The 19,316-nt window shown below is 70.2% G+C and carries 21 protein-coding genes; 2 read left to right on the top strand and 19 right to left on the bottom strand.

The genetic code is table 11. The annotated features are described in order from the left end of the window. Positions 1-57 precede the first annotated feature (57 nt). From KY469_18560 to KY469_18505, 12 genes are all read right to left on the bottom strand, one after another. Positions 58-1,653 (bottom strand): peptide chain release factor 3, encoded by a 1,596-nt coding sequence (locus KY469_18560; protein ID MBW3665102.1) that lies wholly within the window; start codon positions 1,651-1,653, stop codon positions 58-60. Between the two features lie 91 nt (positions 1,654-1,744). After that, positions 1,745-2,458: a spermidine synthase gene (locus KY469_18555; protein MBW3665101.1), complete on the bottom strand. Its 714-nt coding sequence runs from the start codon at positions 2,456-2,458 to the stop codon at positions 1,745-1,747. Between the two features lie 84 nt (positions 2,459-2,542). Further along, the gene (locus KY469_18550) at positions 2,543-3,607 is read right to left on the bottom strand and encodes a hypothetical protein (protein MBW3665100.1); all 1,065 of its coding nucleotides are present in this window, start codon (positions 3,605-3,607) and stop codon (positions 2,543-2,545) included. A 200-nt stretch (positions 3,608-3,807) separates the two neighbouring features. After that, positions 3,808-4,212 carry a MerR family transcriptional regulator gene (locus tag KY469_18545; protein ID MBW3665099.1) on the bottom strand — a complete coding sequence of 135 codons (405 nt, stop codon included), beginning with the start codon at positions 4,210-4,212 and terminating at the stop codon, positions 3,808-3,810. 76 nt (positions 4,213-4,288) lie between these two features. Next, on the bottom strand, positions 4,289-5,209 hold the full coding sequence (locus KY469_18540) for a class I SAM-dependent methyltransferase (protein ID MBW3665098.1): 921 nt from the start codon (positions 5,207-5,209) through the stop codon (positions 4,289-4,291). A gap of 623 nt (positions 5,210-5,832) precedes the next feature. Continuing rightward, complete coding sequence (locus KY469_18535) at positions 5,833-6,021, bottom strand: hypothetical protein (GenBank protein ID MBW3665097.1); 189 nt, start codon at positions 6,019-6,021, stop codon at positions 5,833-5,835. A 209-nt stretch (positions 6,022-6,230) separates the two neighbouring features. Further along, a complete protein-coding gene (locus KY469_18530) occupies positions 6,231-6,482 on the bottom strand; it encodes a hypothetical protein (protein ID MBW3665096.1) in 252 nt (83 codons plus the stop codon). A gap of 128 nt (positions 6,483-6,610) precedes the next feature. Continuing rightward, complete coding sequence (locus KY469_18525) at positions 6,611-6,829, bottom strand: hypothetical protein (protein MBW3665095.1); 219 nt, start codon at positions 6,827-6,829, stop codon at positions 6,611-6,613. A gap of 34 nt (positions 6,830-6,863) precedes the next feature. After that, on the bottom strand, positions 6,864-7,613 hold the full coding sequence (locus KY469_18520) for an SARP family transcriptional regulator (protein MBW3665094.1): 750 nt from the start codon (positions 7,611-7,613) through the stop codon (positions 6,864-6,866). 112 nt (positions 7,614-7,725) lie between these two features. Next, on the bottom strand, positions 7,726-7,944 hold the full coding sequence (locus tag KY469_18515; protein MBW3665093.1) for a hypothetical protein: 219 nt from the start codon (positions 7,942-7,944) through the stop codon (positions 7,726-7,728). 60 nt (positions 7,945-8,004) lie between these two features. Then, positions 8,005-8,196, bottom strand: a complete 192-nt coding sequence (locus tag KY469_18510; GenBank protein MBW3665092.1) for a hypothetical protein — start codon at positions 8,194-8,196, stop codon at positions 8,005-8,007. Positions 8,197-8,343: 147 nt separating this feature from the next. Then, the gene (locus KY469_18505; protein MBW3665091.1) at positions 8,344-11,919 is read right to left on the bottom strand and encodes a DUF4157 domain-containing protein; all 3,576 of its coding nucleotides are present in this window, start codon (positions 11,917-11,919) and stop codon (positions 8,344-8,346) included. 169 nt (positions 11,920-12,088) lie between these two features. Between KY469_18505 and KY469_18500 the strand changes: the two genes are divergently transcribed. Further along, positions 12,089-12,589 carry a hypothetical protein gene (locus KY469_18500; GenBank protein MBW3665090.1) on the top strand — a complete coding sequence of 167 codons (501 nt, stop codon included), beginning with the start codon at positions 12,089-12,091 and terminating at the stop codon, positions 12,587-12,589. Here KY469_18500 and KY469_18495 read toward each other — a convergent pair. From KY469_18495 to KY469_18465, 7 genes are all read right to left on the bottom strand, one after another. After that, positions 12,578-13,618 carry an ABC transporter ATP-binding protein gene (locus KY469_18495; GenBank protein MBW3665089.1) on the bottom strand — a complete coding sequence of 347 codons (1,041 nt, stop codon included), beginning with the start codon at positions 13,616-13,618 and terminating at the stop codon, positions 12,578-12,580. The genes KY469_18500 and KY469_18495 overlap by 12 nt on opposite strands. Continuing rightward, on the bottom strand, positions 13,615-14,652 hold the full coding sequence (locus tag KY469_18490; protein MBW3665088.1) for an ABC transporter ATP-binding protein: 1,038 nt from the start codon (positions 14,650-14,652) through the stop codon (positions 13,615-13,617). The genes KY469_18495 and KY469_18490 overlap by 4 nt, the downstream gene beginning before the upstream one ends. A 3-nt stretch (positions 14,653-14,655) precedes the next feature. Beyond that, positions 14,656-15,582, bottom strand: a complete 927-nt coding sequence (locus tag KY469_18485; GenBank protein MBW3665087.1) for an ABC transporter permease — start codon at positions 15,580-15,582, stop codon at positions 14,656-14,658. Further along, entirely contained in the window at positions 15,579-16,523 is a 945-nt protein-coding gene (locus KY469_18480) for an ABC transporter permease (GenBank protein ID MBW3665086.1), read from the bottom strand. The genes KY469_18485 and KY469_18480 overlap by 4 nt, the downstream gene beginning before the upstream one ends. 4 nt (positions 16,524-16,527) lie before the next feature. Beyond that, the gene (locus KY469_18475; GenBank protein ID MBW3665085.1) at positions 16,528-18,051 is read right to left on the bottom strand and encodes an ABC transporter substrate-binding protein; all 1,524 of its coding nucleotides are present in this window, start codon (positions 18,049-18,051) and stop codon (positions 16,528-16,530) included. A 221-nt stretch (positions 18,052-18,272) separates the two neighbouring features. Beyond that, positions 18,273-18,833 carry a nucleotidyl transferase AbiEii/AbiGii toxin family protein gene (locus KY469_18470; protein MBW3665084.1) on the bottom strand — a complete coding sequence of 187 codons (561 nt, stop codon included), beginning with the start codon at positions 18,831-18,833 and terminating at the stop codon, positions 18,273-18,275. Continuing rightward, positions 18,830-19,060, bottom strand: coding sequence for a hypothetical protein (locus tag KY469_18465; protein ID MBW3665083.1), 231 nt, complete (start codon positions 19,058-19,060; stop codon positions 18,830-18,832). The genes KY469_18470 and KY469_18465 overlap by 4 nt, the downstream gene beginning before the upstream one ends. 43 nt (positions 19,061-19,103) lie before the next feature. Here KY469_18465 and KY469_18460 point away from each other — a divergent pair. Next, positions 19,104-19,316 (top strand): hypothetical protein (locus tag KY469_18460; protein ID MBW3665082.1); only part of this gene is annotated, 213 nt, incomplete at its 3' end.

The raw sequence follows: 19,316 nt of genomic DNA, 5'->3' as shown, positions 1-19,316 counted from the left end.
GAGAGGTCGGAACGCGCCGAGGTGACCCGGGTCGTGGCGCCCTCACGGGGCCCCGGATCAGGAGGTGACGATGGTGTCGAAGGTGAGCTCGGGATGGTCGGCCTCGACCTGCTGGAGTTGCCAGCGGTCACGGAAGAGCGCCATCGGCGTACCGTCCGCGCGCCGGTAGATCCCAACGTCGCGCATCCGCGTCAGGGCCTCGACCGAGTCCTCGTCGGTGCGGCGAGCTTCTCGGTACGCGGCGGGGCGCAGCCGCAGCGGGGCGTTGAACTCGTGCTGCATCCGGAACTCCGCCACGTCGAACTGCAGCGCGCCGACCGCGGCCAGGATCGGCTCGACGTCGCCGAGGTCCTCGTCGCGCAGCACCTGGACCACACCCTCCTGGTCGAGCTGCTCGAGCCCGCGGCGGAACTGCTTGACCCGCGACCGGTCGACGGGCGTAGCCAGGCGGAAATGCTCGGGGGTGAACGTGGGCAGCGGTGGGAAGACGACTGGCTCGGCTTCGTACAGCGAGTCGCCGATCGCCAGATCCGCCGCGTTGACCAGACCGACCACGTCGCCAGGGAAGGCCTCCTCGACGGTGATGCGTTCCTGGCCGAACACCTGGTGGGCGTACTTGGCGGCCTGCCGCTTGCCCGTCCGCGCGCACTCCAGCGTCGTGCCCCGCTCGAAGCGCCCTGAGCACACCCGAACGAACGCGATCCGGTCGCGGTGGCGCGGGTCCATGTTGGCCTGGACCTTGAACACGAACCCCGAGAACGGAGCATCGAGCGCACGGCGACGCCCCTCGACATCGGCGCGTGGCTCGGGCGGCGGAGCCAACCGCTCGATCGCGTCGAGCAGCACAGGCACGCCGAAATTCGACAGCGCCGAACCGAAGAACACCGGCGTCGACTCGCCCGCCAAGAACCGCTTGCGGTCGTGGTCCTTGCCCAGAGCCGCCAGCAGCTCGAGTTCGTCGTCGGCCTGGCGCGCACCGGGGACGTCCGCGGGCCACTCCGCGAGCTCGTGGGCCGCCCGGGTCGATCCGTGCGCCACCGTCGTGTAGCGGTGGAAGGTCTGATCGCGTCGGTCCACGACGCCCAGGAACTCGTTGCCCGGCTTGACCGGCCAGGTCACGGGGTGCGCATCGATGCCCAGCGTGGCCTCGATGTCGTCGAGGATCGCCAGCGGCTCGGGTGACGGGCGGTCCATCTTGTTCACGAACGTGATGACCGGCGTCCCGCGCTGCCGGCACACCGCGAACAGCTTCTCGGTCTGGGCCTCCACCCCTCCCGCCGCGTCCAGCACCATCACCGCAGCATCGACCCCGGACAGCACCCGGTAGGTGTCCTCCGAGAAGTCACGGTGCCCTGGCGTGTCCAGCAGGTTGAACACCACGCCTTCGTGGTCGAAGCGCAACACGGCCGACGAGATCGAGATCCCCCGCTGCTTCTCCAGCTCCATCCAGTCCGACCGTGCCGTGCGCGCGACCTTGCGCGAGCGCACGGCCCCGGCCTCCTCGACCGCCCCGGCGTACAGCAGGAACTTCTCGGTGAGCGTGGTCTTGCCAGCGTCGGGGTGCGAGATGATCGCGAACGTCCGGCGCCGACCGGCCTCGGCCAGCACGCGCGCGTCGGACATCATCGGACTCCAGTTCGGATGAGAGGACATCGCAGCCGCCGAACAGGCCGCGAGCGGCCCGATGGCAGATCTGCCGTCACGCGAGGGTACGGCACCCACCGGCGCCGGGGGCGGCGTGCCGCTACCGCCGAGCCACGTACACCGTGCTGGCGGACTCGCTCGCGGTGTAGAAGTTGGGGAAGCGCACCACGTGCGCCTCGACGTCCGCGAACGCCGCCGTCAGGCGCCGCTCGAAGTCCTCGTCAGGCGGGTCGTCGGACCACAGCCCGAAGGCTCCACCTGGGCGGAGGTGGCGGGTCAGCCGCTTCAGCCCGGCCACCGTGTAGAAGCCGGCATGGCTCGGCGCCAGGACGTTGCGGGGGGTGTGGTCGATGTCCAACAGGACGGCGTCGACGAGCGGAGCAGGTCCGTCGGCACCCAGAAGGCGGTCGTCGTCCACCATCGTGAAGAAGTCGCCGTGGACCACGCGGACCCGTGGATCCGACGTCAGCACCTGGGCGTCGGGCAGCAGTCCGCGATCGTGCCAGGCGATGACCTCCGCCAGCGCCTCGATGACCGTCAACGACCGCACGCGGTCGTCCTCCAGCACCGCCCGAGCGGTGTAGCCCAACCCCAGGCCACCGACGACAACATCGAGATCCGTGCCGGACACCGCCTGGAGCGTCAGATGCGCCAGTGCCTCCTCGGCGACCGTGAACAGGCTCGACATCAGGAACTCGTCGTCGAGCTTGACCTCGTACACGTCCACCTGCCGTGACGCCTCCCACCGCCGCCGCAGACTGATCACTCCCATCGGTGTCTCGGCCCAGGCCAGCTCCTCGATCGGCGGGGGCATCTCCCTGGCTCCTGGCGACGGCGACGGACGCACGTCTGGCGATGCAAGCATGGCGTGGCGTCCGCCGACACACCGCATCCGGCGTCAGGAGTGCCGGACGGGGCCGACCCACGCGGCGATCAGCGCGAGGAGCGCCGCCACCGCGGGTCCGCCACCGGTCGTCGGCAGCGTTCCGGGGTCAGGCTCCCGTGACGGGCCGTCGGTTGCATCGGAGGCCGGATCCAGGCGCAGCACCTCGCCGCTGCCGTTGGCAGTGATGTAGAGCACGTCTGCCCCGTCGATGGTGAGATCGTCGAGACCCTTGATCACGGGGGTGCCGACGGTCGTGAGGTTGGCGACGAGTTCGATGGCGGTGGGGTCGTCGAGCCGGACGCGGTGCACTGGCGCCAGCGGGTCGAAGGTGGTCGACGCGTACAGCCACTCCTGCGCCGCGTCGATCGCCAGCCCGTTCGTATCGCGGATCTCAGCCCACCGCTGCGGCTCGCGGGGTGGGTCCGGCGGGACCATCGTGACGGCCGCATCGACCCCGATGGTGCGGCTGGTGAACGCCCGCCCGTCCGCCGCGAACACCAAGCCGTTGGGCATCGTGAGGCCATCAGCCCACGTCTCGCGCGCCCCGCTGCCCAACTCGATCCTCTGGATGGTCCCGTCGGTGCTACCGAGCAAGCCGGCCTGGAGGCTGTCGCCGGTGTTGGCGAACAGCACGCCAGCGATGACCCGCAGCCCACCGGGAGCGGGCACCCCCTCGAACGCGACCTCGACCGACCCGTCCGGCAGCAGCCGCTCGATCCGGCCCCGGTCGGTCGACGACAGCAGCATCCCACCGCGCCGGTCCGGTTCGAGGTTCTCGATCCGGCCGAGCCCATCCACCAGGCCGCGCACCTCCCAACCGACGCACGCGTTCGGGAGCGATCCGGTGAGCCGACCCCTCGTCCCACTCGTCCTGCTCGTGGCTGGCCTCACGGCGGTGGTGCCACTGGCGGTGCCGGCCTTGGCCTCCGAGGTCGTGGTCATCGAGTGCTCTCGGGGCGCGGCGACCTCGTCAGCGGCGGCGACGCCCTGGTGCAGCTGACGGCACCCGACGGGGCGTCGGTCGAGGACCTGGTGGTCACCGACGACGGCCGTGACGTCACCGACGGAACGCCGCAAGGCGCGGGGGGTCGGCCCCGACCCTAACAAGGCGGGGCGCCGCGCACCGTCGCGGTCCGTGCCCCGCTCTGCTCGGTCATCACCGACAGGACCGGTACACCGACCTGCGGGGCGCAGCGGGGAGGCAGGCCCAAATGTGTCGTCTGACCGGGTCGCCCATGATGCGGACGGGTGGGGCAGCCGATGACCGGCATCGGCCCTCAGCCGACCTGCTGTCGGTCACGAGCGTCGAGGTCGGCCTCGAGCTGGTTCGCCAACTGCTCGGCGGCACGCAACTGCGCGCGCAGCTCGTGGCAGCGTTCCCGAGCGTCTTCGGCGTAGCGACGCAGCTGTGCGAGCGCGCGCTTGCTGATGCCGTCGTCGGCTTGCAGCCGGCGGCGCAGGTCGAGCAGCTCGCGCATCTGATCGAGGCTGAACCCCAGCGGCTTGAGTTGCTTGATCAGCTCCAGCTGGGCGATGTCGGACTCGGTGTACAGGCGGAAGCCACCGGGGCTGCGGTCCGAGGGGGGGACCAGGCCGACTTCCTCGTAGTAGCGCATGGTGCGCAGGGACAGACCAACACGCTCGGCGACGTCGCCGATCTGGAAGATGTCCCGCTCGCCCACGTGGTTTTGGTCCGATCGCCAGCCCTTCAGGGTACGGGGGCCCAGCTGGGTGCGGGCAGGAGTCAGCACCGTACCGTTACGTCAGTGTTGCTTCATGTCCGTCCGGCAAAGGCTTGGTCACTCGGGCGATCAGGCCGGTGCCTGCGGGCTCCGATGCCACCGAGTGTGGACGCAGGACGATCGTGCCGAGCTGGTCGGCGGTGGGGGCGCTCGGGATGGTCCGGGTGCGCCGTACCAGGCGCCGTACCAGGGCCTCGACCGGCCCAGCGGCGATCGTGGCCCACAGGTGGTTGGCGACCCACTCGGCCAGCAGGCGGCCTCGTCGAGCGGTGAAGGGCCCACCGTCGAGATGCCAGATCTCCACATGCTGGCCCGTGGCCCGACGCAGCAGCTGGTGCAGGCTCGCGGCGTCCAGGCAACCGACGTGGGGCCGGTAACCCGAATCACCGAACGGATAGGCCGACTCGTCCGGGGTCGAGATCACCAGCTGACCGCCGGGACGCACGCGTGCGAACAACGTGGCGACGAAGCGGTGCTGGTCACCACGGGCGAGGTGCTCGACGACCTCCAGCGCGGTCACGAGATCAGCGGTTGGGGCCCGATCGATCCTCTCCAGCACCTGCGCGTCCGGGGCGGTGCGCGCCGCGATGGTGCGCATGAGCGGGTCCGTGTCGACGGCGGCCAGCGAGGCGTCGAGGCGGTCGGCGATCCAGGCCGCCAGCGCCCCGATCCCACAGCCGACATCGAGGTAGCGGTGCACACCCGTCGCGCCGGCCCCGAACCACGCGGCCACCAGGTAGTTGGCGACGTGGCGCTCCAGGTTGCGTCGCGAGCGCCAAGGGACGGGGTCGCCGCCGTGGGTGGCGGCCACGCGCCGGGCGCGGGCACGGGCCGCGCGCTCGACGTAGCCGAGGCTCTGGCCGACGGCAGCCGCCAGGTCGACCGGCGTGATCGAGCGCGGGTCATGCAGTCGTGCTGAGGCGGTCTGGACTGCCACGCCGCTCCTCGAGATGGGTACGCGCTCGGGCGCGACGCGCCGAGCCGATCATTGACGCACCCTACCCTCACGTGACGGTAGGGTTCCCCGGCGACTCGTCCAATCGTCCATCATCCGTTCGCACGACGCCCCGGGAAGTCCGGATAGGTCACCGACACTTCCACCGGTACATCGCGTCGTGGCCCCGAACGTTCTCCCGGAGCTCCCAGGCTCGGCCCAAGAGCAGGAACAGGGACCCGGCGTCAACCACGAGCCTCCAAGCAGTCGAGGATCTGCGTGACTGGCGCGGGGAACGCATAGTTCATCGATGGAGTCCAGGACCTCCTGACGTGTGACCTGTGACGAACGTCGCCCGGTCCGTGCCAGCCACTCCTCGACCAAGGGGCGTGCCACGAGCCGGGTTGCGTGGCGGCGCAGCAGCTCAGGGACGCTGATCCCGGCGTCCTCTGCTCGCCGCGCCAGCGCGGCGTAGACGTCCTCATCGAGATCACGGATCTGCACCGTCGGCATGAGACCCTACTGAGCATGCAGACACGCATCATGTCATGCAGGTTCGCATGTTCCCCCGTCGACGCCGATGCCGCACACCAGAGCAGGTCGATGGTGGTGCGTGGGCAGTACGTTCACCCGCGTCGGCCGGCGAGGTGCCGGACGGTCTCGTCGTAGATGCGCTGGATCAGCCCGTCCAGATCGGCCGCGACCTCGTCCAGGCGCAGCGACAGCTCGGGGTGCGCGGCGTGTTCCTGGCGGATGTCACTGACCTGGCGAGACAGTGCCGCCAGCCGCACCAGCAGGTCGCGTGGCAGCTGCACACTGCACGGGCGAACGACCGACGGTGCCGCCGGACGCTCCTCGAGGACGACCAGGGGCCTGGTCGCCGACGACGGCGCCAGGAGGGCGCCGGGCTCGCCGGGACGGTTGTCTGCGGACCGGTCTGTCACGGTTCGTGCCCTCGGCGTAGGTCGGTGCGGGAGGTCGGTGAGCGAGGTCGGTTGCGTACGCGGTTGACCACGCGGGGCGATCAGACGATCTCCGGCTCACGGGTCGAGATGGTCTCGATCTCGTGCACCACCTCGCTGCTGGCGATGTTCGCCCGGCGGCGTGAGGGACTGAGACTGCTCCAGAAGGCCACCGAGACCAGCAGCCCGACGATACCGACCACCATCAGGATCACGCCGGTCATGGCGAGGTCGATGCCCTCGACCGAGGTCTCCAGCGCGAACCGCAGGATGGCCCCGACGGCGATCAGGAAGATGCTCACACCGATGCGCATAGCACGCTCTCTGTGGACCTGCGAGCGGTCGTGGGACCGGCTGGCTCTCAGCGGCAGGTTCCGTTCCGATGGTGACGCGGTCACGTGACCACGGCGTGACGGTCGCGTGACGCCGTCCGGCCGACCGGTCACCCGCCCCCGTTGCCGCTCGCAGCGCCGACAGCTCGGCCGGTCTCCAGGAAGGTGCGCACGGCGGCCAAGACCAGGTCGATATCGGTGAGCGTCAGGGGGCGGCGGAACCCGCGCGACAGGTCGTAGGTCTGGCGGACATCGACCCGGAGCGGCTCGGTCGAGCCCTCCTCGGTCCACACCCGCAGCACCATGAGGCCGGTCTGCTGTTGTGTCATGCTGCCAGCGTGCCCGACGCCCGTGACGCCAGCGTCACCGACCCTGGTCGAGCAGAGCCCGCAACCGGGGTGTGGGCTCGAGCCCGAGCTCACGCATCAGGAGCTGGCGGTACCGCGCGAACTCCCGGATCGCGTCCGAGACGTTGCCTTCGGCCATGTGCACGCGGATCAGGGCCGCACGAGGGCTCTCCCGGAGCGGGTCGGCGTCGATGGCCGCCTGTGCGGCGGAGGACGCCTGCCCGAACGAGCCCTCGTTCCGCAGGTCGTCGGCCAGCGTCTCCAGTGCGTGGAGGCGCTGGAGGCGCCAGGCTTCGGCCTCCACGATCACCCAGTCCTCGTACCAGTCGGGGAGGATGTCGGACGAGAGCGCATCGACCTCAGCCGAGGACGAGCGGTCGACGGTCAACGACTCGTGGGGGCCCGCCAGACGACGTGCGAGCGCTTCGGCCTCCCACAGGTCCACCGTGATCCGGCCGGCGATCGCGAGCTGCGAGGCGGTGACGGCCAGCGCCGACCGCGCACCCTCGTCGAGGCGCGTCAGCGTGGAGCGCAGGCTGGAACTGGCCTGCTCCTGGCCGACGTCAGGCCACAGGGCACCGGCGGCGAGCGTGCGCCGCACCGGGCGCTTGCGCAGGGCGAGGAACGCGAGCAGCCGCTGCGGACCCTCCGCGATGGCGACGTCGACGCGTCCGTCCGAGAGGCCGAACCCTCCGAGCAACGAGATCCGCGGACCAGGGGAGCTCCGAGACTCGGCTCCGGCTGCGCGTTCGTCTCGCGCGTCCATGCCGTCTCCTCTTCCCCGGGGGGTCGATGGTGACACATCGTCGGCGCGAGGGCGGCCTCGAACGCGGCGCACAGCGCATCACCGGTCTGTTCGGAGCCGACCCGAAGTTGCGTCAGCGGAAGGGGTCCGTGACGCGGACTCCGGCGAAGTCCATCCCGTCCTGGAGGTCCTCCGTCAGAAGTACCGCACAGGCCGCGTCTCTCGCAGCCTCGACGACGGTGGCATCCCAGTACGAGATCTGCCATCGGCGGGCGGTCGCGAACGCATCCTGCATGAGTCGCACCGTCACATCGCGGACGTCGAACCGAAGCCACGCGTCGATGAGAGCCACCGCCTGGTCAGACGTGAGGCGCTCTGCCCGTGCCGGATGTGTTGCCTGGACGCGTTGGTGTCAACGAAGCGCATCGCGCCGATGGATCTCGTCGCGTGTCAGCCGGTCACCGGCCCGGAACGCCTGGATGGAGGCCAGTGTCTGCCTCTCCAGTCGCTTCCGCCGTTCGAACTCGGTCTGCTCGCCTGCGAACTGTGTCAGGAACTCGCGGACGGCAGCCGACACGGACGTGCCGACCTCGGCGGCTCGGATCCGCGCTCGTCGGTAGACCTCGTCATCGTCTTAGCTTCCCACGGCGGCATCGGGGATCGCCTACCCAGAGCGTCTCCTTTTGGAGACCGGCGCCACGGACGTGACTCGCCTCGGTGAGTACCAGAAACCCTGGGCGCACGGCCTGGGTCAGTGGGCGTGGCTCTCGATCTGCCCGGAGTTCCGCTCGAGGATGTAGCGCGCCAGCACCGCCTTGTGTTCGTTGGCCCAGTTCGTCAGGGTGCCGCGCCACCACGTGGAGTCGTAGGGGTGACCGAAGATCCGATCGATCTGCATCTCGAGGCGCCGGGCGGGATCGCCCTCGGCCTCGGTGAGGGCGTCACGGCGGGCCACCTCGTCGGCGCCCATCGACTGGCAGGAACCCCGCTGCTCCGGCCCCTTCGAGGGATCGCAGTCGCTGAGCCGGACCGCGCCGGCCTGCGCGCGTTTCCCGTCGGGTAGGACGATCTCGCGGCTCGGACCGCGGAACCGGTTCACCTGATCGATCTGCTCGCGGTAGTGGGCTGGCGTCACGGGCGCGTGCGTGTGGGCCGTGTGTTGCTCGGGTGTCTCGCCCGGGCACGGCGGTCCCGCGTGCGCCATGTGCTGCGCCGGCGTCTCACCTGCGGGCGTTCCCGCGTGGGCGGCGTGCTGCACCAGCGTCTCGCCCGGATGGACGGACGCCGCGTGGGCGGCATGGTCCGCGGCGGTCTCGCCGGGGGTGCACACCCCGGCGTGCTGGGCGTGACGCTCCGGGGTCTCGCCGGGCTGGTGCATCCCGGCGTGGACGTTGTGCTGTGCGCTGGTCTCACCCGGCTCACAGTCCGGTGTGAGGCTGCTCCGCACGATCTGCTCGATGCGGGACAGGTCGCCCGAGAGGAGGCGGGTGAGCTCGTCGTCGCCCTGGGTCTGGAGCCAGCGCCGAACCCGCGCGATCTCGGCGAGCAGCTGCGCCGAAGGCGCCGCCTCGCGCAGCAGCGCGACCAGGCCGCGGACGACGGGGCCGACGACGGGGCGCTGGGTCTGGAGGTTCCAGAGCGCGTCGGCCGCCTCGACGAGCGCCTGCACCGGCAGCGCGATCTCGCCGTGCCCCATGGCCAGCACGCGCTGGCCGGCCTGCCGGGTCTGGAGGAAGTGCGTGCGTCGCTGCCGGGCGAGGTCGCTCTCGCCTTCCCGCTCCTCGGCCCGTTCGACGGCGGGTTCGCCGGGCCGCTCGCGCTCCTCACGCAGCTCACCGACGTCGCCGCCGAGGCCGGCAGCTGGCCCGGTCTGACCTCGAGCCGCCCACGCTTGCTGGAGCGCCTGGACCAGCAGCGTGTCCGCTTGGTTGGCCGCCGCGAAGGCGGCCCCGAAGAACGGCGACGACGCGTGGTCCTTGGCCAGCTGGGAGTGCGACGGGCCCGGTTTGGCCCACTCTGGCAGGTTGTCGAACTGCTGGATCCGCTCGTTCAGCTCGCTGAAGTTCTCGCCGGTCTCCATGAGCCGTCGCTGCTCGACGCGGTCGAGGCCGCGGAGGAGCTGCTGGAAGCCCGCCCCCTGGAGGTAGGGGATGATCTCGCCGAGCGGGCGCTTCTCGATCAGGGCGATCGCCCGCTCCGCCTCCGGGCCGCTCGAGACGCGGCGGATGGCGTTCGCCATGTCCTCGCGCAGTTTTGGTAGGACCTCGTTACGGAGCCGTTCGACCTTCTTGAAGACGGGGCTCTCGCGCTCCGCTGCGTGAGGCGCGACCTCGCCGAGCGCCTCCATGAACTTGCCGACGGCGGTCTGCCAGGCGGCCTGGCCGAGCTGGCGGTACTTCTTCTTGAGGGCCTCCTCGGCCTTGACGAGCTGCGGCATGATGATGTCGCGCACGCGGTCCGGCAGCCCCTCCACGAACTGCTTCACCCCGTTCCACGCGGTCCCGATCGCGCCCCTGCCCTTGAGCACGAACTCGGCGACATCTACCAGCGTGGCGTTGCCGAGGACGCGGTTGACGATCGTCGTGGCCGCCCGACGCAGACCGTCCTTCCACGCGTCCCCGGCCCAGCCGACCGCCGACTGCGCTGCCCCGCCGACCAGGCGGGCGCCTCCGGCCAAGATGTCGCCCAGGCGTCCGGCACCGCCGAGCGAGCGCGCCCCCCGCTCGAGATCGTGAGCCACATCCTCGACCCTCCGGGTGATGGCCGCGTTGCTGGCGATGGCCTCCACCGACTGGATGACGATCTCGCCGAGGCTGCCCTCCTGCGCCGAGGTCTCAGCACGCCGCAGCAGCTCGATGGCGAGATCGAAGTACGCGGTGTCGGAGCCTCCGGGCGCGAACGGGTTGTGCTGGTCCAGGAAGTTGCGCGCCTCGTGCCGGATGGAGATGAGCGTGTCATGGCCGGGGTCACCCAGGCTGCCCGAGAACGTCCCGGTCGTGAGGATCGGTCGGGTGTCACCGGCAGCGGTCTGGACCTCGCCGGCGTAGGTCTCGATGGCCGGCAGACCGGCATCGCGCCGCCGCTTCACCTCGCGGGCGGCCTCGGCCTCCGGGCCGGGCCCGGCCAGGTCGAGGACCACCTTATCCTCCTCGATGAGCTTGCCCACGGCCATCTCCACCCAGTTCGAGTGCGCGAAGAGGTCCTGCACGGTGTGGGAGAGGTTGCCGAGATGGGCCAGGCCCGTCGGCGTGCGGCCCGCCGCGAGGGCCGCACGGGCCTGTTCGAGGATGTAGTCCTTCGAGCTGTAGATGTAGGCGGGCGTCCCAGAGGCGTCGAGACGCATCAGGTTGGCGATGTTGGCCGATGAGAGGTCCTCGGACTCGGTCGGCGAGCCTTTGTGCTCGGGTCCGCCTTCGAGTGGCAGCCGGCCCCGGCCCTCGATTTTCAGCGCCTTGCCGATCACGTCGTCGTTCGTCGTGCCCGCGGGGGCGTCGATGTGCTCGCGGCGGCTGTACTGCCCGAGGTCCTCGGGCGTCACACCGCGGCCGAACTTCATCTGCGCCATGACGTTGAGCAGCGTCATGATGTTCTGGGGGCCGAGGTACTTCCGGGCGGGCGGCACCATGAGCTGCGACACATCCCGGCACCAGTTGGCGAAGTAAGCCTCCTGTTGCTCCTCGTCGCTGAAGCCGGCGAGCTCCATGGCGTTCGTGAGCGTGGCCTGGTGCCACCGCGCCTCGAAGTAGTGGGGCCCCCGGGCGGATTTCAGGTCCGGCACAGGCCCACCGTCGAGCGCGGCCTCGGCCGCCTCGTCGGCTTCGCGTTCCGCGGCGGCCCGCTGCACGCGCGGCCCCGGTCGCGTCTGCTGGACGACGTGCGCCGCCTCGTGGGCGAGGATGACCTGGCCCCCGGTGGTCTCCGGCCCGGGCGCGCCCGGGGCGAGATGGATGTCGAAGCCCTCCGTGCGCGCGAGCGCGTCCGGGTTCTCCGCGATCGGAGAATCGCGGTGGACCCGGACAGCGGTTGCCGCTTCGCCGAGGACACGATGCGCGCCATCCGCCGTCACGGGCAGCGGCTCACCGCGCGGCGATCGCGCGTTGCGCTGCACCCACTCCGCGGCGGCTCGGTTCCCCGCCCGGCGCTGGAGAGCCAGCACGACCTCTGGCGGCGACTGGGGCGCTCGCGCCGCCGGAGCGACGTCCACAGGCGGCAGATCGAGCCCATCGAGGCCGGGCCCGTGCCTCTCCACGACGTCGTCGCGCGTCTGCGGTCGTGCTGCCGCCTCCCGCGGCGTCCCGAACTCGTCGTGCGTGCGGAGTTGGGACATGGCCGCATCCTACGAACGGTGGGCCGTGACGGCCCGGCTCCACAGCCAGACCTGCGGGTCGGCCACGTTGCACCGAAGGGCAACCGCAGCGCCTGACCTGGGACTTGGAAGCGGAGGGAGAGGGATCCGAACCCTCGAGACCCTTGCGGGCCTACCCGCTTTCGAGACGATGAGCGCAGATCACGGGGTCCTTCGGAGCCCTTCAACGCTGACCGAGGTGCTCGCCGGTCGGCGGGTGCTCGCCAGTGCCGTCGATCCGGGTGACGTGCGCCTGGCCGGCGCCGCCGACCTCTTCACCAGGGTCGCACAGGCCTGCAGCCTCACGAAGATCGTTGCGGTGCGCGCTCGATGGGTGGCTGCAACAGCCTCTGCCAACTCCTCTGATGGTGTCATGTATCCGAGGGTTCTGCGGGGTCGTCCGGGAACCGCGATCGCGGGCCTGGAGGACCACTACTTCTACGCCGACCACTGCGCGGGGTTCCTGCGCAGCTTCGGGTTCGATTCCGCGGGAGGTGCGGGGGCCGGGGCGATCACCGACGAGCGCGACTGGACCGAGCAGGTCGGGCCGATCGAGGGGGTGACGTCGTTCGGGCTCGGACCCGACGGCGAGCTGTACCTGACCCAGCGGGGCGCTGGCGGCCGGGTGCGGCGGTTGGGGTCAGCCGGTTGACGCGGAGGCCGTCCCGGCGTCGGGGTGGGCCGACGGCTCGACCTCCTGGCCGACCACGCCGTGGAGATGGCAGGCACAGCGGTGGCCACGGGAGAGCTCCTGGAGAGCCGGGTCGACGCGGTCGCAGGGCTCGAACACCTCCGGGCAGCGGGTCCGGAAGTTGCACCCGGAAGGCGGGTCCTGGGGGCTGGGCAGCTCGCCGTGCAGCAGGATCCGCCGCCGCTCGCGTTCCCGAGCCGGGCTGGGTACAGGGATCGCCGAGAGCAGCGCCCGGGTGTAGGGGTGCTGCGGGTCGCGGTGGACGTCCCGACGGTTGGCGACCTCGACGATCCGGCCGAGGTACATGACGGCGATGCGGTCGGAGAGGTGCTGGACCGCGGCGAGATCGTGTGCGATGAGCAGGTAGGTCAGGTCCAGCTCCCGCTGCAAGCGTTTCAGCAGGTTCATCACCTGGGCCTGGATCGAGACATCGAGTGCCGCGATCGGCTCGTCGGCGACGATGAAGTCGGGCTCCACCGCCAGTGCCCGCGCGATCCCGACGCGCTGGCGTTGCCCGCCGGAGAACTCGTGGGGGTAACGGTCGACGTAGTCGGGGTTGAGGCCGACCAGTTCCAGCAACTCGGCCACGCGCTCGCGCCGGCGGCCGGCGTGGAGGCCGTGGATGACCAGCGCCTCGCGGACGTTGTCGCCGATGGACATGCGCGGATCCAGGGAGGCATAGGGGTCCTGGAAGATCATCGCCATCCGGCGCCGCAGGTCCCGCAGCTCACCGCGCCCGAGGTCCGTGACGTGCGTACCGTCGAACACGATCCGGCCGCGGGTGGGCTCGACCAGGCGCAGCAACGCCAGACCGGTGGTCGTCTTGCCGCAGCCGGACTCGCCGACCAGCCCCAGCGTCTCTCCACGCCGCACCTCGAACGACACCCCGTCGACCGCGCGCACGGTCCCGGCCCGGCGGCGCACCAGACCCGGCCCGTGGACCGGGAAGTGGACGGTCAGGTCGTCCACCGAGAGGAGGGGCTCGCTCACCGCTGGGCCTCCGGCAGCTCGCGGACCTGTTCGCGTCCGGCGACCATGGCCGAGACCTCGTCCGGCACCTGGTAGAAGGAGCGGACGCGGTGCCCCTCGCCGATGTGGCGCAGGTCCGGATGCTGCGCCTCGCAGCGCTCGTCGTCGCGGAACGAGCACCGCGGGTAGAACGCGCAGCCCGGTGGCATCGCAGTCGGGTCGGGAGGCAGGCCCGGGATGGTGGTCAGCTCACCGGGATCCTCCTCGCCGAGCACCGGCAGCGACCCGAGCAGCCCGACGGTGTAGGGGTGGCGGGGGGCGCCATAGAGCTCGTCGACTCCCGCCTGCTCCACGATCTCGCCGGCGTACATCACCATCACGCGGTCCGCGATGCCCGCGACGACGCCGAGGTCGTGCGTGATCCAGATCACGCCCATGCCGAGCTCGTCCTGCAACCGCCCGACCAGGTCGACGATCTGCGCCTGCGTCGTCACGTCGAGTGCGGTCGTGGCCTCGTCCGCGACCAGGACCTGGGGATCGCAGGACAGGCCGATCGCGAGCACCACCCGCTGACGCATGCCCCCGGAGAACTGGTGGGGATAGTCGCCCAGACGGTTGCCGGCGTCGGGGATCCCGACGAGGTCGAGCAGCTCGACGGCACGGTCCCGAGCCTGCTCCTGTGTGATCCCGAGGTGGTGGCGCATCCCTTCGGTGAGCTGCTTGCCGATCGTGTGGACCGGGTTCAGCGATGTCATCGGGTCCTGGAACACGAAGCCGATGCCGTTGCCGCGGATCTTGCGCAGGGCGTCCTCGGGCAGCGCCACGAGCTCCTGGCTGTCGAAGTGGACCTCCCCCTCGATCCGACCCGGCGGCACCGGGATCAGCCTGGCCAGGGCGAGCGTGGACACGGACTTGCCGCTCCCGGACTCGCCGACCAGCGCGAGCGTCTCGCCGGCGTGCAGGTCGTAGGTCGCGCCCCGCACGACGTGGGCCGTTCCGCGCCTGGTCCCGAACCGGACGTGGAGATCGCGGACGGACAGGACCGGGTCGGACACGGCTCAGGCCTCCTGACCGCGGGACTCGATGACCGACCGCTGCTTGGGATCGAGGGCGTCACGCAGCCCGTCCCCGACGACGTTGAAGGCCATCACGGTGACGAAGATCGCCAGCCCCGGGAACACCCCCATCCACCAGGCCAGGTCGATCACGCCCCGACCGTCCTGGAGCATCAGGCCCCATGCCGGCTCGGGTGGCTGGACGCCGACCCCGAGGAACGACAGCGCCGCCTCGGTCAGGATGGCGAACGCGAACGACAGCGACGTCTGCACGATGATGGGCGCGGCGACGTTGGGCAGGATGTGGCGGAACACGATGCGCAGGTCGCTGGCTCCCAGCGAGCGCACGGCCCGGACGAAGACCTCCTCGCGGACGGACAGGACCGACCCGCGAACGACGCGCGCGAAGATCGGGGTGAACACGATCCCGATGGCGATCATCGCGTTGGTCAGGCTGGGCCCCAGGACCGCGACGATCGCGATCGCGAGCAACACCACCGGGAAGGAGAACAGCACGTCCATCGTGCGCATCAGCACGCTGTCCAGCCAGCCGCCCCGATACCCGGACACCAGGCCGATCAGCGTCCCGAGGACCAGCGAGATCCCTACGGCGACGGCGCCGACCCTCAGCGAGGTGGACGCCCCGATCAGCACGCGGCTGAAGACATCGCGGCCCTTGTCGTCGGTGCCGAACCAGTGGTCGTTGCTCGGCGCCTCGAACCGTGCCTGCAGGTCCTGCTCGTTGGCGCCGAACGGAGCGAGCTGGTCCCCGACCAGCGCGGCCAGCAGCAGCAGCGCCAGGACCACGAACCCGCCGAGCGCCAGCCGGTTGGACGCCAGGGCCGATGTCGTGCGGCGCCACGGCGGCTGGCGCCGGCCGACGAGGGGCCGGCCCTCACCGGCCTCGGCGTCCACCGGGGTGGCGCTCATCCGTAGGTGATCCGGGGGTCGAGCCTGGCGTAGAGCAGGTCGACCAGCAGGTTGATCAGCAGGAACCCGGCGGCGATGACCAGCACGGCCCCCTGCATCATCGGGTAGTCACGACTCTCGACCGCGTCCAGAGCGAGCCTGCCCAGGCCCGGCCATGCGAACACGACCTCGACGACCACGACCCCGCCCAGCAGCGTGGCGAGCTGCAGCCCGGTAACCGTGACGATCGGGATCCAGGCATTGCGCAGGACGTGCTCGCGCAGGATGGTGCGCTCAGGAAGGCCCTTGGCACGCGCCAGCCGGACGTGGTCGGCGTTCATCGCCTCGAGAACGGATGAACGCGTGAACCGCGTGAGGATCGCACCGGTCACCACGCCGGCCGTGATCGCCGGCATGACCAGCCGCCGCAGCCACTCCACCGGGTCGTCCAGCAGCGACTCGTACCCGGAGGGCGGCAGCAGGCCGAGCGTGGCCGCGAAGACGAGGATCATCAGGATCCCGTACCAGAAATCCGGGATCGAGACGCCGATCTGGCTCAGGGACGTCGCGACGTAGTCGATCGGCCTGCCCTGACGGACCGCGGAGACGATGCCGGCGGGGATCGCGATCACCAGCGCCACCACGAGCGAGGCGACCGCCAGCGTCGCCGTGGCCGGCAGCCGGTCCGCGATCGCGCTCGCCACGCTCTGGCCGGTCCGGAAGCTCACCCCGAAGTCCCCGGTCAGCACCCCGCCGAGCCAATGGAGGTACTGCACGACCAGCGGCTGGTTCAGCCCGGCACGTTCGCGCAGCGCCTCGTAGGTCTGCTGGTCGAAGCGGGTCCCCAGTGCGGTACGAACCGGGTCGCCGGGGACCAGGTGGAGCAGCGCGAAGACGATGATCGAGACGCCGAGCAGCGCCAGCAGGGCCTGGAGCACCCTGCGGACGACGTACCCGCTCACGGCCTCAGCCCAGCGACGTCTCGACGAACCTCACCGCGTTGTCCGCGCGGGTCTCGTACCCCGAGACGCGCGGCACCCACGCGTTGATGATGTCGGGGTTGTAGAAGTAGATGTAGGAGGCATCGTCGACGATCAGCTCCGCGGCCTGGTCGTAGATCTGCTTGCGCGCGTCCCGGTCGGTCTCGCGACGGCCCTGGTCGAGCAGCTCGTCGACGTCGGGGTTGCTGTAGCCGTGGAAGTTGAACCCGCCTTCGGAGTGGTGCTGGGCGTAGTAGAAGTCGTCCGGGTCGATGTTGCCGAGCCAGCCCAGCATGAAGCTGTCGAAGTTGCCCTGCCCCTGCTCGTCGAGCCACGTCGAGAAGTCGAGCGTCCGGATCTCGACCTCGATCCCGACGTCGGCCAGCTGGGTGGAGATCGCCTCGGCGGCGTCGATGGTCTCCGGGAACTCGTTGGTGACCATGACGTCCATCGTGAACCCGTCACCCACGCCCGCGTCGTCGAGCAACTGCTGGGCCTGCTCGACGTCCCGTCCGTACGGGGCGTGGTCGAAGTACCAGAAGCTGGTCTCCGGGATCGCGGTCTCGTTGGGCGTCGCAGCGTCGAACTTCGCCGCCTGGGCGACGTCCGCCGGGCTCAGGGCGAAGGCGATCGCCCGGCGCACGTCACGGTTGTCGAACGGTTCGCGGGCGATGTTCGTCGCCATGTACCAGTAGTCGTTGCCCGCGACGCGTCCGACCACCACGTCGTCGTCGCCCTCGAGCTGCTCGAGTCGTTCCGGCGGGACCGTGTCGATCCAGTCGACGTCGCCGGACTGCAGGTTGGTCAGCTTCACCGACTCCTCGGGGATGAACCGGAACTCGACGCCGTCGAGCCGGGGCAGGCCCTCCTGCCAGTAGTCGGGGTTGGCGGCCAGAACGATCGAGTCTCCGGAGGTGAACGACTCGAGGGTGAATGGCCCCGTGCCGTTGGCCTGCTGGTCGAAGTCGAACCCGTCGGCGATGTCGTCGCTGTCCAGGATCGCCATGCCCTTGAAGGACCCGATCGAGGTGAGCAGGTTGGGAGCGGGGCGGTTGAGCACGATCTCGAGCGTCTGGTCGTCGACCACGACGACCTCGTCCACGGCGCTGAACCGGAAGGCGTTGTTCAGCTCCTCGTCGATGATCCGGTCGTAGCTGGCCTTGACGTCCTGCGCGGTGAACTCCGCGCCGTTGTGGAACGTGACGCCCTCGTGAAGCGTGAACGTCCAGGTCAGCAGGTCGTCGGAGATCGTCCAGTCCTGGGCGAGCGCCGGCTCCATCTGCAGGTCGTCACCGGGCTGGACCAGCGTGTCGTAGACGTTCTCGAGCACCTTGAACGAGAACGACGACGAGGTCGCGTGAGGATCGAGCATGTCCGGCTCGCCACCGAGGGCGGCGACCAGCGTCCCGCCCTCGGCCTGTCCGCCACCGTCGTCGTCGTCATCGCCGCCGCAGGCGGTGGCGACCAGGGCGAGTGCGGCGAGCAGGGCGAGGGTGGCGCGCAGCCTCATCGGTGTCCTCTCGGGTGCGGGCTGGTCGGTGCGTTCACGTGGGGCGCGTGACCGTGGCCACGCGATCGAACGACAACGACCACCCTAATACGATGACGCCAGCGCGGGCGAGCTCGCCAAAGTCGCCGTGCAAGCCGGCGTCTACGCCTCGATGTTCGCCGACCGGCTACGCGAGAACCCTCGAGACCCTTGCGGGCCTACCCGCTTTCGAGGCGTAGGGCTCATGCAGGAGGCAAGAGACGCCGTAGCCGGTCCAGACCCTCAGGGTCCTCCTTCAACGTGAGTAGAGGTGTCAGCTCTTCGACGACGAGCTCGACGTCCAGCGCAGCGCCTTGAGCGGCGATGACACCCTCGACGTCGGCCCAGTCCTGGTTCCGACCAGCGAAGACCTTCATCACCACGAGATCCTCAGCGCTGCAGGTCGGCGCAGTGAACCCGCCGAAGTCGAACTCCGATGATCGCTCCATCAGCCGCTCCTCGTACGGAAGCGCACCGAACGAGACGTCGAGCGGCACGCCGTTCGAGGCAGACAGGAGCAGCACGCGGTTCCTCGTCACGAAACCGACTGGATCCTCAACCCGTGGCGCGAAGTGCTCCAGGAGAGCGTTGGCCGCCCCGACCTCTCCACCGAAGCCGGTGAGTACGGTGGCGTCGACGTCCCGCGTCGCTCGGGGATCTCCCCACCGCAGGTACGCCAGGCCGCCGATGATGCAGAACCGCCAGCCCTCCCGCCGGCAGAACGAACTCAGCTCTGAAGCCGCATCATGCAGCGGGCTGGTCACGCACGCGCCCGCGCGAGCAACCGCTGCATGGCGATCAGGCCCGATCGGGCAGGCGAGGCCCCCGACGCCTCGGTCGTGACGACCGCCAGGACGGCTCGGATGGCCTCCCGGCGCTGCGCCGGCGTCATGGAGCGCAGACGTTCGCGTCGCTCTTCCTCGAGGGCCTCGCCAGCTGATCTCCACGCCGCGATCCACTCGAGAACCTGCTCACGCTCCTTCACATCCATACAGAGAGGGTAGGCCCCTCTAGCGTCGATCTCGGGGTTCGGCATGTGGATCGGCGACGAATTGGTCGAGGCCGACATCGTCGAGAAGCAGCGGGCCCGCGAGATTTACGAGACGATCCTCCGCGAGCGGCGCGACCCGGGGCTGCTGGAGTGGACCGGCGGCAACATCTTCAAGGCGCGGATCTTCCCCATCGAGGCCCATTCGGAGAAGCGGATCAAGATCACCTACACGCAGGTGCTGCCGCTTGAAGGGGAC

This window comes from Actinomycetota bacterium, assembly GCA_019347575.1.
Classification (GTDB): Bacteria; Actinomycetota; Nitriliruptoria; order Nitriliruptorales; family Nitriliruptoraceae; genus JAHWKY01.
The sequence above is the reverse complement of the archived record's forward strand: the minus strand, read 5'-3'. Positions and strand labels throughout refer to the sequence as shown.